At 40.8% G+C, this 14,488-nt stretch carries 15 protein-coding genes; 2 read left to right on the top strand and 13 right to left on the bottom strand.

Translation table 11 applies throughout. The features are described from left to right. Window positions 1-11: 11 nt before the first annotated feature. From PLANO_RS01860 to PLANO_RS01805, 12 genes are all read right to left on the bottom strand, one after another. The gene (locus PLANO_RS01860) at window positions 12-971 is read right to left on the bottom strand and encodes a CaiB/BaiF CoA transferase family protein (RefSeq protein ID WP_038702477.1); all 960 of its coding nucleotides are present in this window, start codon (window positions 969-971) and stop codon (window positions 12-14) included. After that, window positions 972-2,120, bottom strand: a complete 1,149-nt coding sequence (locus PLANO_RS01855; protein ID WP_038702475.1) for an acyl-CoA dehydrogenase family protein — start codon at window positions 2,118-2,120, stop codon at window positions 972-974. Window positions 2,121-2,135: 15 nt separating this feature from the next. After that, on the bottom strand, window positions 2,136-2,906 hold the full coding sequence (locus PLANO_RS01850) for a 3-hydroxyacyl-CoA dehydrogenase (RefSeq protein ID WP_038702473.1): 771 nt from the start codon (window positions 2,904-2,906) through the stop codon (window positions 2,136-2,138). Between the two features lie 19 nt (window positions 2,907-2,925). Then, window positions 2,926-4,074: a thiolase family protein gene (locus PLANO_RS01845; protein ID WP_038702470.1), complete on the bottom strand. Its 1,149-nt coding sequence runs from the start codon at window positions 4,072-4,074 to the stop codon at window positions 2,926-2,928. Between the two features lie 186 nt (window positions 4,075-4,260). Then, window positions 4,261-5,163 carry a glycine betaine ABC transporter substrate-binding protein gene (locus tag PLANO_RS01840; protein ID WP_038702468.1) on the bottom strand — a complete coding sequence of 301 codons (903 nt, stop codon included), beginning with the start codon at window positions 5,161-5,163 and terminating at the stop codon, window positions 4,261-4,263. 11 nt (window positions 5,164-5,174) lie between these two features. Next, a complete protein-coding gene (locus tag PLANO_RS01835; protein ID WP_038702466.1) occupies window positions 5,175-5,813 on the bottom strand; it encodes an ABC transporter permease in 639 nt (212 codons plus the stop codon). Further along, a complete protein-coding gene (locus PLANO_RS01830; RefSeq protein WP_038702464.1) occupies window positions 5,810-6,778 on the bottom strand; it encodes an ABC transporter ATP-binding protein in 969 nt (322 codons plus the stop codon). Before PLANO_RS01830 ends, PLANO_RS01835 begins: the two co-directional genes overlap by 4 nt. A gap of 86 nt (window positions 6,779-6,864) precedes the next feature. After that, window positions 6,865-7,713 carry a GNAT family N-acetyltransferase gene (locus PLANO_RS01825; RefSeq protein ID WP_038702462.1) on the bottom strand — a complete coding sequence of 283 codons (849 nt, stop codon included), beginning with the start codon at window positions 7,711-7,713 and terminating at the stop codon, window positions 6,865-6,867. Window positions 7,714-7,847: 134 nt separating this feature from the next. After that, window positions 7,848-9,065, bottom strand: a complete 1,218-nt coding sequence (locus tag PLANO_RS01820) for an MFS transporter (RefSeq protein WP_038702460.1) — start codon at window positions 9,063-9,065, stop codon at window positions 7,848-7,850. 147 nt (window positions 9,066-9,212) lie between these two features. Beyond that, on the bottom strand, window positions 9,213-10,160 hold the full coding sequence (locus tag PLANO_RS01815; protein ID WP_038702458.1) for a DUF4003 family protein: 948 nt from the start codon (window positions 10,158-10,160) through the stop codon (window positions 9,213-9,215). Window positions 10,161-10,210: 50 nt separating this feature from the next. Then, a complete protein-coding gene (gene zupT, locus PLANO_RS01810; RefSeq protein WP_038702456.1) occupies window positions 10,211-11,020 on the bottom strand; it encodes a zinc transporter ZupT in 810 nt (269 codons plus the stop codon). 101 nt (window positions 11,021-11,121) lie between these two features. Continuing rightward, on the bottom strand, window positions 11,122-11,766 hold the full coding sequence (locus PLANO_RS01805; protein ID WP_038702454.1) for a uracil-DNA glycosylase: 645 nt from the start codon (window positions 11,764-11,766) through the stop codon (window positions 11,122-11,124). Window positions 11,767-11,888: 122 nt separating this feature from the next. On the opposite strand from PLANO_RS01805, the gene PLANO_RS01800 reads away from it, so the two are divergent. Continuing rightward, on the top strand, window positions 11,889-12,230 hold the full coding sequence (locus PLANO_RS01800; protein ID WP_038702452.1) for a P-II family nitrogen regulator: 342 nt from the start codon (window positions 11,889-11,891) through the stop codon (window positions 12,228-12,230). A 12-nt stretch (window positions 12,231-12,242) separates the two neighbouring features. Then, window positions 12,243-13,532 carry an ammonium transporter gene (locus tag PLANO_RS01795; protein ID WP_038702450.1) on the top strand — a complete coding sequence of 430 codons (1,290 nt, stop codon included), beginning with the start codon at window positions 12,243-12,245 and terminating at the stop codon, window positions 13,530-13,532. Window positions 13,533-13,600: 68 nt separating this feature from the next. On the opposite strand, the gene PLANO_RS01790 is transcribed toward PLANO_RS01795, so the two are convergent. Then, a complete protein-coding gene (locus tag PLANO_RS01790) occupies window positions 13,601-14,464 on the bottom strand; it encodes a DUF6612 family protein (RefSeq protein WP_038702448.1) in 864 nt (287 codons plus the stop codon). Window positions 14,465-14,488 lie beyond the last annotated feature (24 nt).

Here is a 14,488-nt window from a genome sequence, read left to right as displayed (position 1 = left end):
CAACTCCTTTTTCATTCTATTTTTTCAATGAAAACCGGGTGTTCGTGTCGCTCATGCGCTTTTAAAACAGGAGCTAGACAAGCATCTACTTGTAACGATAGTTGGTACCATTCTTGCCAGTTTTTTGACTTAAAAAAATCTGCAATTTGTCGGTGCTCTTGACTTCCTTGTGGTTTCCCTGCCCAACCAAGCCATTCTGGCCGCTCAGCCAATACACAAAACGCTTTCCAAAACTTCGCTTCAAGCGCACCTAGCGTCATATAGCGACTATCTTTTGTTTCATATATCCCATAACTAACGATCGCTCCACCTATTTCTGGAACCCCATTTTCAGAGACACCTTTTGCATGGTAAATATCATGATTCCCAAGAAATTCTGCCATTACTTTTACCAATGCAATATCAAGGTATTGTCCTTGCCCTGTCCGGAATTTTTTAAGTAAAGCTGCCATTATTTGCTCTGACGCCATCATTCCACCCGTAAAATCCGCAAATGTATTGGTTGGATGAATAGGTCTGCCTGATGCATCTTTTAATTGTTCTAAAGCTCCTGATAACGCCATATAGTTTATATCGTGACTTCCCAAACGAGCCATTTCACCAGATTGACCGTACCCCGATAACGAGCAATAAACCAAGTCAGGTTTTACTATTTTCAAACTTTCATAATCTAAGCCTAGTTTTTTCATCACACCCGGCCGGAATGTCTCAATAAGCGCATCAGCACTTTTTACCAATTCCAACATTTCCAAACGACCTTCTGCTGTTTTAAAGTCGATATGGATAATCTTTTTGCCTCGATTGTTAGCTTCGTGCACATGTCCACCGCCCATATGACGCGCGGGATCACCTTCAGGAGGCTCAACTTTAATGACTTCTGCACCCAATTCCGCTAAACGCATTCCCGCATATGGTCCAGGAAGATAATAAGTCACGTCAAGTATGCGGACACCTTTTAATGCCCTTTTCATCTATAGTCCCATTCGTTTTGCGACAATGGTTTTCATTATTTCATTAGAACCGGCATAAATCGCAGCAACTGGAATGTCTCGATAACGGCGTGCAATTTTGTACTCTTCCATATAGCCATATCCACCATGCAGCTGCATACATTCACCCGAAATTTTCTTAGCTGTATCTGTCAGCCAATATTTTGCCATCGATACTTTAGAAACAATATCTTTACCCGCCATATGATCTTCGATTAATGACTCTAAAAATGAGTGACCCAACTCAATTTCCGTCGCCATCTCAACTAACTTAAATTGAGAATTTTGGAACGAACCAATCGGCTTTCCAAAGGCTGTTCTTGATTTTACATATTCTAAAGTCATTTCCAGCATATCTTCCGAAGCAATTTGAGCAGCCATTGCGACCACCAAGCGTTCTTGCTGCAGTTTCTCCATTAGATAAGTAAAGCCTTTATTTTCCTCGCCAATTAAATTCGCTACAGGAACGATACAATCCTCAAAATACAATTCCGATGTGTCTTGCGCATGAAGACCAACTTTATCAAGCTTGCGCCCTTTCTCAAAACCTGGTGTTCCTTCTTCTACCATTAATAACGAAATTCCACGATGCTTAGGCTCTGATTTTGGATCGGTTTTTACCACAACTACCACTAAGGTCGAGTTAATGCCATTGGTGATAAAGGTCTTTTGACCATTAACGATGTAATTGTCACCATCTCGAATAGCGGTTGTTGATATATTCGCTAAATCAGATCCTGCTCCAGGCTCTGTCATGGCAATCGCAGTAATGTGATCCCCCGAGACACATCCAGGTAACCAACGCTTTTTTTGTTCTTCATTGCCGTAAGCTTCTATATACGGAACTGTGATGTCATTATGTAATCCCACACCTGTTAAACTTGCGCCAACTCGTTCCATTTCTTCGCCAATAATAAGCGAATAACGAAAATCCAATCCTAGTCCATCATATTGTTCTTCTACTTGAGGGCAGAGAAAACCCATGTCTCCAAGTTTTTTCCAGAAAGACTTTGGAATGAGACGATCTTTTTCCCATTGATCGTAGTTAGGAACCGCTTCTTTTTCTAGAAATTTGCGTAATGACTTGCGGAACATCACATGTTCTTCTTCTTCAAAACGGTATTTTGCCATCTCTTCTACCCCTCCTTATTTTGGTTGCATCCGGATTGCTCCGTCGAGTCGAATGGTTTCGCCATTTAGCATCGGATTTGCCACAATGCTTTCTACGAGTTGTGCGTATTCATCCGGTTTCCCAAGTCGCTGCGGAAATGGCACAGCTGCCGATAATGATGCAATTGCCGCATCTGGTAAGCCTTCAACCATCGGTGTTTCCATTAAACCAGGAGCGATAGCCATAACACGAATTCCATCTCTCGCTAGCTCTCTCGCAATCGGCAACGTCATGGATACAACACCACCTTTAGACGCACTATAAGCAGCTTGTCCAATTTGCCCTTCATACGCTGCAACAGATGCTGTCGAAACAATAACACCACGTTCACCATCTTCATTTGGCTCATTTTTCTGCATCGCCGCCGCGGCTACTCGAATGACATTAAAACTCCCAACCAAATTGACTTGGATGACTTTTTCAAATTGCTCTAATGCAATAGGCGTGCCTTTAGATAATACTTTCCCAGGCGTCCCGATACCTGCGCAATTGACCACCAAATTTATCTTGCCAAATTGTTCTACCGTTTCACCAATATTTTTCTCGACTTGAGCAGCGTCCGAAACATCGGTTTCTTTGTATATTACCGATTCTTCTCCCAACTCATCTATTAACTTTTTGGCGCGATCTGCATTCAAATCAAAAATAGCCGCTTTGCCTCCACTCCTTACAATTCTACGTACTGTCGCTTCCCCAAGTCCGGATGCACCACCCGTTACAACTGCTTTCGCTTTCGAAAATCCCATTCTAACTCCCCCTTTAAATTTATAGTTTTTCAATGATGGTTGCGTTAGCCATTCCCATTCCTTCACAAATTGCTAGCAATCCGTAACGTCCACCTGTCCGTTCAAGTTCATGCAATAGCGACACCAATAATTTTGTGCCTGTTGCACCAAGCGGATGACCTAACGCGATAGCGCCTCCGTTAACATTCAACTTTTCTGGGTCTCCCCCAATATCCTGTAACCACGCCAACGGTACCGGTGCAAATGCCTCATTCACTTCGTAACGATCCATCTCTTCAATCGTAAGACCTGCTTTTTCAAGCACTTTTTTTGTTGCAGCAATAGGACCTGTCAACATTAATGTTGGATCTGACCCGACGACTGAACGTGCGATGATTCGTGCTTTAGGCTTTAACCCAAGTTCTTTAGCTTTGTCAGCAGACATTAATAAAACAGCAGATGCACCATCACTCATTTGACTCGCATTTCCTGCTGTAATTACACCGTTTTCATCGAATACCGTTCTCAAACCACCTAATACTTCTTGCGTAGTTCCAGGACGTGGACCTTCGTCTTCAGAAACGCGTATAGTTTCACCGTCTGCTCCTTGTGTATCGATCGGCACAATTTCACGTTGGTAATACCCTTCTTTGATCGCATGTTGCGCCCGTTCATGACTTTGTACTGAGAATGCGTCAAGTTGCTCTCGGGTAAATCCCCATTTTTCCGCAATTCGTTCTGCCGATAATCCTTGGTTAATGATCTCGTATTGATCTGTTAGTTTTTTACTCGGTTTTGCGTCTTGCATATTTGAAAACATCGGAACGCGAGTCATACTTTCTACGCCACCCGCAATTACGATATCCATATCTCCTGCTAAAATTGCTTGTGCACCAAAATGAACTGCTTGCTGGCTCGAGCCGCATTGACGGTCAATCGTGACACCTGGTACGTAATCCGGGAATCCCGCAATCAACGCTGCAGTTCGCGCAATATTACCTCCCTGTTCACCAGCTTGTGAAACACACCCTAAAATTACATCTTCTATCCTGCTTTTCTCTACTCCCGCACGAGATACTAGTTCTTCTAATACAACAGCCGCTAGTTCATCTGGACGCTCATTGGCAAATTGACCTTTTCTTCTTCCTACCGGTGACCGCACTCCTTCAACAATAACAACTTCTCTCATTTCTCTATCCCATCCTTTATCTATTGATAACGTTTACATTTCGCGGAATTGAATGACTATTCACTCATTTATTGTATTGTACAATAAGCTTTTCCCAATGGCTACAAAAAGAAATCAGAATTCTTTGTTTCCACTTGATAAAATTTCCACAAAAAAATTCCGCAGCCACAGCTACGGAATTTACCTTTATTCTTCGATTAATCCTTTTTCTATTAAGAATTCACGAGCTACATCACTAGCTACGTCTTGATCTACATCCACACGAGAATTCATAGCTAACATTTCTTCTTCAGAGATTTGTCCGGCTAACCCATTTAATACATCTTCAAGTTCCGGATACTCTTCAAGCGTTTCCAGTCGCACAACAGGTGCTGCATCGTATTTCGGGAAAAACGAAAGATCATCTTTAGTTGTTGCTAAATCAAACAACCCAATGCGGCTATCTGTAGTAAATGCCGGAATAACATCTACATCTCCATTTTTAACAGCTTCATACATAATAGCTGGATCAAAACTATCTGTCGCAGCAAATTCAAATGGATACGTCGTCACTAAATCATCAAAGCCATCGCCTTTACGTTCGTAAAAAGGATGCGGCGCTCCAAAACTCATATCTTCTGATTTTGAAATTTCGGCCAAATCCGAATAAGTTTCAGCATCAAAACCACTGTCTTTTGAATAAGCGAGCGTATATCCGTTTTCAAAACCAAGCGGCTCTAACCAAGTTGCTCCTATTTTTTCTTCATAACCCGTACGAACAATTTCTAGTACCTCTTCGGAAGTTTGACCAGGAACTGATTCTTCTTTTAACACGTCTTTCATCCCAGTACCCGTGTATTCAACATACATATCGATATCACCCTTCTCCAAAGCAGGTGTCAAAATCGATACTTCTCCTAATCCATCTTCGTATTCTACAGTGTAATCTGAGTTAGCTTCAATATACTCACCAAGAATATAAGGTAGAATGTATTGCTCCGTCCACGGTTTTCCACCGATTACTAGTGGATCTAACTCATCGCCACCTGACCCGCATCCTGCAATCACCGTTGTTGCTGCCAAAAAAATTCCTAATGTTGTTTTTTTCATCTTATTTCCTCCTAAGTTTTCAATCCTTTTGGTGTTGCTCTTTTTTCAATCCATTTTAAAATTTGGTCAAAACCGATAGCTAGCAGCGCAACAGGAAGCGCCCCTGCCAATACTAGCGAATTATTATACGATTGCAATCCTCGGTAAATAATATCACCTAAACCACCTGCTCCAACAAATGTAGCTAGAGTTGCGATACCTACAGTTAATACCGTAGCTGTACGTATGCCAGCCATAATAAACGGTAACGCCAGCGGCAATTCGATTTGCCGAAGAATTTGTGTGCGAGTCATGCCCATGCCACGTCCCGCTTCAATGGTTGATCCATCCACACCTGCGATTCCTGCATAAGTATTCCGTAAAATTGGTAGCAAAGCATAAATGATAAGTGCAATTAATGCAGTTGGTGAACCAATTCCTAGTATAGGGACTAAAAATCCGAATAAAGCGAGACTCGGAATTGTTTGGAAAACAGCTGTCACTCCAATAATCGATTCAGCATAGCGACGGTAGCGGGTTATCACTATTCCTAGCGGCAATGCAATTGCTATACCAACAGCTACTGCCACAAAAGACAAATACATATGTTCAATAAGAGCGCTAACAATCATATCTTGACGACTAATGAGTGTGTCAAAAAAATTCTTCATGCTAATACCCCCGTTTCTTTAACAAGAGCTGCTTTTAATAAATCACGGTTATTTGCGTATGCCACAATTTTATCGTTATCGATAATGGCTAAATAATCATGAGGACTATTGTCTAATCTTTCAAATGCTTTTTCAAAAGTAGCTTCAGCCAAAATTTCTTCAAACTCTCCCGTCCAATTTGTTGTGAACAAGTTCAGGAACTCAACTAATTTTCTTTCACCAAATGTTCGTTTTTGATTGATACGTTCTATTCCAATAAAGTTCCGCACAAATTCGTTGGCCGGATTATCAATGAGTTGTTGAGGCGTTCCAGCCTGCTCGACTTTACCAGCTCGCATTACGATAATTGTATCGGCAATTTTTAATGCTTCATCCATATCATGCGTCACAAACACAATGGTTTTATTGATGGTTTGTTGCAGGTTCCGAAGTTCATCTTGCAGTTGTTCTCTGCTAATGGGGTCAAGCGCTGAGAAGGGTTCATCCATTAATACAATGTTAGGATCTCCAGCAAGCGCTCGGACTACGCCCACACGTTGCTGTTGCCCTCCACTTAATTCGAGGGGGTAACGCTCCATATAAACTTCAGGATCCAATCCAACAAGTTGAAGCAGTTCACGTACTCGTTCTTCCTTTTTTTCTTTAGACCATTCAAGCAATTTTGGTACTAACGCCACATTATCTGAAATAGTCATATGGGGGAATAGCCCAATTCGTTGAATAACATAACCAATTGAACGCCTTAACTGAACTTCATCCATTCCATTGATAGGTTTTTCGTCAATATAGATACTTCCTTCAGTCGGTTTTTCTAATTTGTTAATCATTTTCATTAGAGTCGTTTTCCCACAACCGCTGGGTCCGATGATAGCAGTCAATTGGTGGGTTGGTAAAACCAGCGAAATGTCTTTTAATGCTTCCGTACCATCCGGAAATCGTTTTGTGACATTTTCAAAACGAATCATAAACTTCACTCCTTCTGCTTCTTTCAGCCTAGCTTTTTTATACCCTATAAAGCACCTTGCTACTCCTTAAAATGACTTAAGGATATTTATTCTTGCTCAAATATAAGATGAACCGGATTTGTAATTTGTTCGTAACCAATTTCTCTGTATATTTTATTAGATGTTGGGTTGGCAAGATCTGTATAAAGCATGACAAAATCATACTCTAACAACAATTCTTCTGTGACTTCAGCAACTAAGGTCCGCGCGTATCCATTAGCTCTAAAAATCATGGGTGTAAAAACAAAAGAAACCGTAACTCCATTTTTTGACGGTCTACCTTTTTTCATACAAGAAACAATCGACCCGTCCACTTCCCACACAAAAACTTCCTTCCTGTCTAAAAACTCTTCAATTCGTTGCGTAGCTTGTTCTTGAGTAGATTGCCGGCCTAGCCCTGTTTCTTCTTCAAACAATTTATACCATTCTATTAAAATTTTTGCATCTTTATTACTTGCAACCCGCCAAGAGCCCGCACTTTTTTTCAAGCCCCTATTGATTGCATCAATACGGTACAGACCTTGGTCCATTAATGTTTTTACACGTTCTCCAGTTTGCTGAGTCCACGCTCTAGCGAATAGACGAGTCGTTTCTTGCTCACCTACGATTCCACTAACTTTGACGCCAAGATTTCGCAAGTGAACCGCTATTTCTTTTTCAATTTCAGGTAATTGTTGAAACACTACTAATTGCAATGCGTGCGGGGGTGTCATTAAGCATGCTGCAACAATTTCTTCATCATTTTCTGCCAGCGCTAAAAAATAATCGTCATATTGGTTAGCTTGAATCTGTCCAAGTATCCCTAAAAACAAGCTATTACTATCTTCGTTTCGATTTAACAAAGGCGCTACTTGCTCCGAAAAAACAGCTGAATCCGAGTAAATGATCAATTCCATATCTCCACGTCCATTTCTACCATGTTTTATCTCTACGTAAAGGTATTGGCTATATTATGGAAAATCTCCTCTTTTTTAGTACCGATAAAAAAACAACGCCTTTTGAGTTCACACTCTGGACGTTGTTTTTTACGTTATTCTAATTCCATTTGTTTTGTTTCCGTCCCAAGAAATGCTACAGCCATAGCTCCAATGAGGATTGCTGCACAGAAGATCGCAAAAATTATATTAATGCCGATTCCAGCAGTCAATAACGAACCAACTAATAACGGTCCAAGAATCCCACCGACACGACCAAACGCTGCAGCCATTCCCGTTCCCGTTCCACGGATAATCGTCGGATACTGTTCTGGAGAATAGGCATATAATGCACCCCAAGCCCCTAAGTTAAAGAACGATAAGAAAGCACCTGCGACAATCAATAATGTAATTGTGTCTGCATTACCAAAAGCTAAAGCACTTCCCGCTGTTCCGATTAAATAAGTAACTAAAACAAATTTCCGCCCAATACGCTCGATCAACCAAGCTGCTGTAAAATAACCCGGCAACTGGGCAAGCGTCATAATCAATACATATTGAAAACTTTTAATAAGCGTGAACCCTTTCAGCACCATGACACTCGGCAACCACAAGAACATTCCATAGTATGAGAAAACCACGGTAAACCAAACGATCCACAACATTAACGTAGGGCGTCTGTATTTTTTCGACCATACATCTTTAATATTTGTAGAAACCGATCGCATCACATCTTTTTTGGCAGTAAACTGCGGTGAATCCGGTAAATTGATGCGCAAATACAATGCATAAAATGCTGGTAAAGCGGTCAATAATAGTGCTACACGCCATCCGAATGACGGAATAATAAAGTACGAAATGACCGCAGCCACTAACCAACCTGCTGCCCAGAAACTTTCTAATAAAACAATTACACGACCACGTTCTCTTGCTGGAACACTTTCCGCCACTAAAGTAGAAGCTACCGGGAGTTCTCCACCTAAGCCCATTCCCACAAAAAATCGTAAGATCATAAATGCTGCTAGTGTTGTAGCAAAAGCAGAAATACCGCTTGCGATTGAAAACAATAAAAGTGTAATGATGAATATTTTCTTTCTGCCTACACGATCTGCATAAATCCCGAATACAAATGCGCCGACTGCCATTCCAATAGAGTTTACACTCCCGATCCACCCCATTTGGTTAGTCGTTAATCCCCAGTCGACATTTAATGCAGCTATTACAAACGCTAAGATGCCGACATCCATCGCGTCAAAAAGCCACCCGAGCCCAGCAATTCCTAGCAACTTATTTCTTGATATTGTACTTGATTTTTTTTCAACTGAAGTTGACATCATCATTCCCCTTGTCTTTACAGATGTACATAACTGTCTTTACACCACTATACGCCGATGAAAAAGTGATGACAAGACACGAAATGAAATCTGTTTTTTCAAACAATTAAAGTGGGTATGCTTTATCAGAACTCTAAACATTTTACATTAATTGCTCGAATTATTAGTGGCTGCAATGATTGCAGCATTAAAACTAATCATCATAGCAGCTTGTTGAGCTTGCATCAATGCTTCTAATGAAGTCGAGAATGCCATTTCTGCTATGTCTCTAGCTCCCATATTGTCAGCCATTGTTTGCTGTACAGCCGTTGAGAATGCCATATCTTTATACCAGCGAAAAATTTTGTTGCTTTCGAGCTCACGGATGTTGGATACAATTTCACTTAACGCATTGCCACCTATCCCAGTTATCGCTAAAAAACCAAGAGTAGGATATTGCGCATACTTGATTTTGATTTTTTCATCTTTGAAATAATGTTGGATCGCCAATACTTTTCCAACGATTTCCGGATCGTAATCGGGAGATTCAAACGTCATGATTTGGGATAACCATTGAAGGTCGTTCCCCATGGAAAAGCCATGCTCTCGTAAATCTTTATAATACATATTCATCGTGGCAGCTCGCTCTTCAATTGAACCTTCTCTGCTACTTAGTAACGCCGCATAAGGAATATCTTCATTCGACGTAAGAAACTTATGATGCTTTTTCATTTCTTCGTATAAAGCTCTTATACGTTCTGCTTCTTCAGGGTTTTTCATCAATAGTGCAGCTAAATAGGTATATGATGTTTTCCAAAATCCTGCATCGTTGAGCGCTTGTTGGTTTTGATTAACCAACTTTAACGAACTTTCTACACTTTCTTCTTTTAATACCATAAAAGCAGCTGCACTATGAAGCAAGTGAGAGCGTAATGGCGAAGTCCATCCCTCATTTTTCTTTATGATGTCAACCGCTTTTTCGTGTGCACCTGCATCAAATTGTTTTCCCCGTGCCAAATAGATATTTGTAACAGCCAATGCAATTTGCTTATCTACTGCCCAACCTGTTGTTTTTGATACCTCTGAAAAAGTTTGTTCAATGTGTTTAACATCCATTAAAAACACCCTCTTTTCTCTTTACTAAAAAGAAATATTCGGTTTCAATACTAGACAATCAACACTAGGCTGACAGCCATAACAGCCATACCAGCTACTAATCCATAAATAGATAAATGTGCTTCATCGTAACGTTTTGCAGCAGGCAATAATTCATCAAGCGAGATAAAGACCATGATCCCTGCAACACCCGCAAAAATAACACCAAATAAGGTATCACTTAAGAAAGGCATTAAGAATAACCAAGCAGCAATCGCTCCGACCGGTTCTGAAATACCTGACAGAAAACTATATTTCAATGCTTTTAACCGACTACCTGTTGCATAGTAAATAGGAACTGATACAGCAATACCTTCCGGGATATTATGGATCGCTACTGCAATCGCGATCGCAATACCAAGAGCCGGATCTTGTATCGCTGACATAAATGTAGCAATACCTTCAGGGAAATTATGAATACCAATTGCTAATGCTGTAAAAATACCCATTTTTCGAAGTCTAGCATATTCGTCATTAGTTGGTCCTTCATCCATATCCTCTACCATTTTAACTTCGTGCGGATTTCCTAATTTCGGAAGAATTCGATCAACAAACGCCATGAAAACCATTCCACCAAAAAACCCCGCAAGAGTAAGCCAATAACCAACAACCTCTCCTTGCGCATTCGTCAAAGCATCTTTTGCTTTAAAGAAAATTTCTATCATCGAAACATAAATCATGACTCCCGCTGAAAAGCCCAATGAAGCCGATAAAAACTTCGTATTTGTACGTGACGCAAAAAATGCAATCAAACTGCCGATCCCCGTAGCTAATCCAGCAAAAAGTGTCAATCCAAGCGCAAATAAAACCGTGTTATCCATCAATAAACCTCTTTTCTAACTCTAGTGAATATAAATATTATACGCCAAAATACACCATGAAAACTCTTACTCTTATATTTTTTAAACACCTTATTCCACACTCATTCCACTTTTCCTAAAAGTTCTTTTAATCTACGCCAATCCTCGTCTTTTAATACACGGACAGGAGGATTATAAAAGACACTAGCTGGATGAAAGGTAGGAAAAATGTGATAAATCTCATCTGTTTCTTTAAAGCAGTCGTTTTCATCATCCCAGTATAAAATCGGCGTCTCGATCAATACGCCATGAAGTTCAGTAACTTTTGCTTTTGGCCCGATCAATCTTTGTAACCCCACATTTCCTAAAGTCACAATTAGTGGTGGGTGAATGTCTCGAATCTCTGTGTCCAATATTGGTGCATGAGCAATGATTTCTTTTTTCGTCGGAGCTCGGTTGTATTTCCGTACGACCTCTTCGCCATTGCGTTTCTTTTTAGTTCCCCATTTATAAGGTCTACTGCGAACCGCACTTGTAATGTAAACATCTTCCCGCGCCAAACCGACACTTTGCAAAGAAGCCATTAATTCTTTTCCTGCACGTCCTGTAAAAGGAATTCCCGTTTCTAATTCGTTTTCTCCTGGTGCCTCTCCAACTAACATAATTGCAGGATTTTCAGGACCACTCCCCCACACAAAACCTTCTACCGGATATCCATCGATTCGTCGTTTTCCGAGTGCGGCTAATTCTTCTGGAATTTTATACATATAAATCCACTCCTAATCTTCAATAATGTAAGGAAACCTAACATTTAAATAAAAAAAACTCTTGCATTATCAGAAAATATAAACTATTATGTTAACAAACCTAACATACAGGAGGAGAAAAGATGAAAAAAATCGAAACTATTATTCGTCCTTCTGTTTTCGCAGACGTTCGACAAGCTCTAGCACTTGAGGGAATAGACGGTTTGAGTGTAACGGAAATTGCGGGAATCGGAAAGCAAGAAGGACGAGTTGGTCTATTTCGAGGAAACGCCTACACAATGGAATTTTCTCCAAAACTGAAATTAGAGATGGTAGTAGATGACCATAAAGTCGAAGATATCATTCAAGCTTTGCTAGAATATGCTTCAACTGGTCAAGTTGGGGATGGTAAAATTTTTATTTTTCCTGTTGAAGAAGCAATCAGAATTAGAACAAAAGAACGCGGCACAGTCGCGATTGGATAAGGAGGAGATTGGATGGAAGCAGTTCAAAGTTCAGTAGATATGATATGGGTGATGCTCGGGGCTATGTTGGTATTTTTTATGCACGCAGGATTTGCGATGGTGGAATCAGGTTTTACCCGTTCTAAAAACACATTAAATATTTTAATGAAAAATATGATTACCGTTTCACTAGGCTCAATTCTTTACTTTATCGTTGGCTACGCCTTAATGTTCGGACCTTCTTCTTTTGGGTTAATCGGCACACAAGGATTTGCATTATCAGGTGTTGAAGATATTGGATTTTTTGTCTTTCAAGCTGTTTTTGCTGCTACTTGTGCCACCATTATTTCAGGCGCTGTAGCAGAACGAATGAACTTATCAGCTTACATCTTGCTAACTATCGCTATGACAGCAGTTATTTATCCAATAGTCGGCCACTGGGTATGGGGCGGAGGTTGGTTAGCACAAATTGGCTTTATCGACTTTGCTGGATCGACAGTTGTTCATTTAACAGGAGCTGTCGCTGCACTAATTGCAGCTTGGAAAATCGGGCCGCGCCTCGGCAAGTATAGCGGGAAATCTGTTAATACTATTCCAGGACATAGCTTGCCACTCGGCGCTTTAGGCGTTTTCATCCTATGGCTTGGTTGGTTTGGATTTAATGGCGGTAGCACATTAGCTGCTGATCCCACACTCGTACCACCCGTTATTGCCAACACATTATTAGCTGCTTCTGCCGGAATAATCGCTACTGCGGGATATACGCGCTTGCGCTATGGTCGTATTGACGCTTCTTTAACAATGAACGGCGCTTTAGCCGGTCTTGTCGGGATTACTGCAGGCGCTGCAAACGTGTCATTTATTGGAGCGATTGTTATCGGCTTACTAGCCGGGGTTATCATGACAGAAGCAATTCGTTTACTCGATTCAAAAATTCGCATTGATGATCCAGTCGGCGCTATTTCTGTTCACGGCATTGCCGGTATTTGGGGAACACTTGCCATCGGATTATTTGATACGACTGGTGGATTACTTTACGGTGGCGGAGCTGAAATTCTCGGCATTCAAGCTGTAGGTGTTCTTGCCGTTATTGCATGGGCTTCTGTAGCAACTGGATTGGTGTTAGTGGTTATTAGCAATATCGTTCCACTCCGAGTTACTGCTGAAGACGAAGAAGCTGGACTGGATTTTTCAGAACATGGGTCACAAGCTTATTCAATGCAAGATGTTTTGCACGGGGCACCTGCGGGACACAATAATTCATTTGCACACCGATTGAATCAGCTTGGCGAAGTACCTTCGCCCCAAAAAACACTTTCTTGACTCAGAACAAAAAGAGGGTTCCTCAGCTGGATCAGGAACCCTCTTTTCACCTTTATTATAACTACTGTTCACTCTGCCATGTTTTGCGCTTCTTCTAGTACTTCTGCAGGAATAGTAATGGCTTCAACTTCATTGAAATTGCTGTATTCAGCTTGTACATCTGATTTAATGTTCATGATTTCTCCGTCAATATTCAAGTCCATGTCCATTGTCATATCCATTTTGTTAGTTAAGAAGCTTTCTTTATCGATATAAATTGTGTAGTTTACAGAATGGATAGTCATGTCTTCAAGGGTCCTCTGAGCTTCGATTTCCATTTGACCCAAAGTTTTATCTAGTTGCTGATTCATCAATTCTTGAAATTTCTCTCCAGAGGCATCCAGCGTTAAAATATAGTCATCCGCAGTTTGCTCAAAAGTAAAATCATTTTGAAACTCACCGAGTTCTTCTAATTGCTGCGCAGGATCAGCAGTTTGTTGATCAGCTAGCTCTTTTAAACCTTCAATACCTTCATCCGGCATTTTCAACCACATTGCCATTGTGTTTTCATATATATACATGCCTTGATCGGTAAAATACATTTCCATATTCATTGGATTGGTATTATCAATATCCTCTGACACAATAGATGTTTCTGCTGTTTGATGGAATGCTAGCGGGTCGATGACCATATCCATCACCGAATCCATTTTCATATTAATCACCATGCCATCTGGCTGCATCTCCATGGTTTGGTCGGTTACGATATCAGCATGTAGACTCGTAATCGACTCAGATGCCTCTACTGATTTTGCGTATAATTCTTGCACCGTCAAGTCACTGTCTTCCCCTTTTGCCGACTCATCGCCGGACGCCGGTTTTGCTGTTTCACTGCAAGCTGCAAGTCCAACCGATAAAGTTGCTGCACTTATAAATAAGAGCCACTTCTTCATAATAGCCATCCTCCTTTTGATGTT

Source organism: Planococcus sp. PAMC 21323 (assembly GCF_000785555.1).
Lineage (GTDB): Bacteria > Bacillota > Bacilli > Bacillales_A > Planococcaceae > Planococcus.
The sequence above is the reverse complement of the archived record's forward strand: the minus strand, read 5'-3'. Positions and strand labels throughout refer to the sequence as shown.

Excerpts from the sequence above, each read along its gene's own strand:
- PLANO_RS01860 (WP_038702477.1), bottom strand. The coding sequence starts at position 971 with ATGAAAAGGGCATTAAAAGGTGTCCGCATACTTGACGTGACTTATTAT.
- PLANO_RS01855 (WP_038702475.1), bottom strand. The coding sequence starts at position 2,120 with ATGGCAAAATACCGTTTTGAAGAAGAAGAACATGTGATGTTCCGCAAG.
- PLANO_RS01850 (WP_038702473.1), bottom strand. The coding sequence starts at position 2,906 with ATGGGATTTTCGAAAGCGAAAGCAGTTGTAACGGGTGGTGCATCCGGA.
- PLANO_RS01845 (WP_038702470.1), bottom strand. The coding sequence starts at position 4,074 with ATGAGAGAAGTTGTTATTGTTGAAGGAGTGCGGTCACCGGTAGGAAGA.
- PLANO_RS01840 (WP_038702468.1), bottom strand. The coding sequence starts at position 5,163 with ATGAAAAAAACAACATTAGGAATTTTTTTGGCAGCAACAACGGTGATT.
- PLANO_RS01835 (WP_038702466.1), bottom strand. The coding sequence starts at position 5,813 with ATGAAGAATTTTTTTGACACACTCATTAGTCGTCAAGATATGATTGTT.
- PLANO_RS01830 (WP_038702464.1), bottom strand. The coding sequence starts at position 6,778 with ATGATTCGTTTTGAAAATGTCACAAAACGATTTCCGGATGGTACGGAA.
- PLANO_RS01825 (WP_038702462.1), bottom strand. The coding sequence starts at position 7,713 with ATGGAATTGATCATTTACTCGGATTCAGCTGTTTTTTCGGAGCAAGTA.
- PLANO_RS01820 (WP_038702460.1), bottom strand. The coding sequence starts at position 9,065 with ATGTCAACTTCAGTTGAAAAAAAATCAAGTACAATATCAAGAAATAAG.
- PLANO_RS01815 (WP_038702458.1), bottom strand. The coding sequence starts at position 10,160 with ATGGATGTTAAACACATTGAACAAACTTTTTCAGAGGTATCAAAAACA.
- zupT (WP_038702456.1), bottom strand. The coding sequence starts at position 11,020 with ATGGATAACACGGTTTTATTTGCGCTTGGATTGACACTTTTTGCTGGA.
- PLANO_RS01805 (WP_038702454.1), bottom strand. The coding sequence starts at position 11,766 with ATGTATAAAATTCCAGAAGAATTAGCCGCACTCGGAAAACGACGAATC.
- PLANO_RS01800 (WP_038702452.1), top strand. The coding sequence starts at position 11,889 with ATGAAAAAAATCGAAACTATTATTCGTCCTTCTGTTTTCGCAGACGTT.
- PLANO_RS01795 (WP_038702450.1), top strand. The coding sequence starts at position 12,243 with ATGGAAGCAGTTCAAAGTTCAGTAGATATGATATGGGTGATGCTCGGG.
- PLANO_RS01790 (WP_038702448.1), bottom strand. The coding sequence starts at position 14,464 with ATGAAGAAGTGGCTCTTATTTATAAGTGCAGCAACTTTATCGGTTGGA.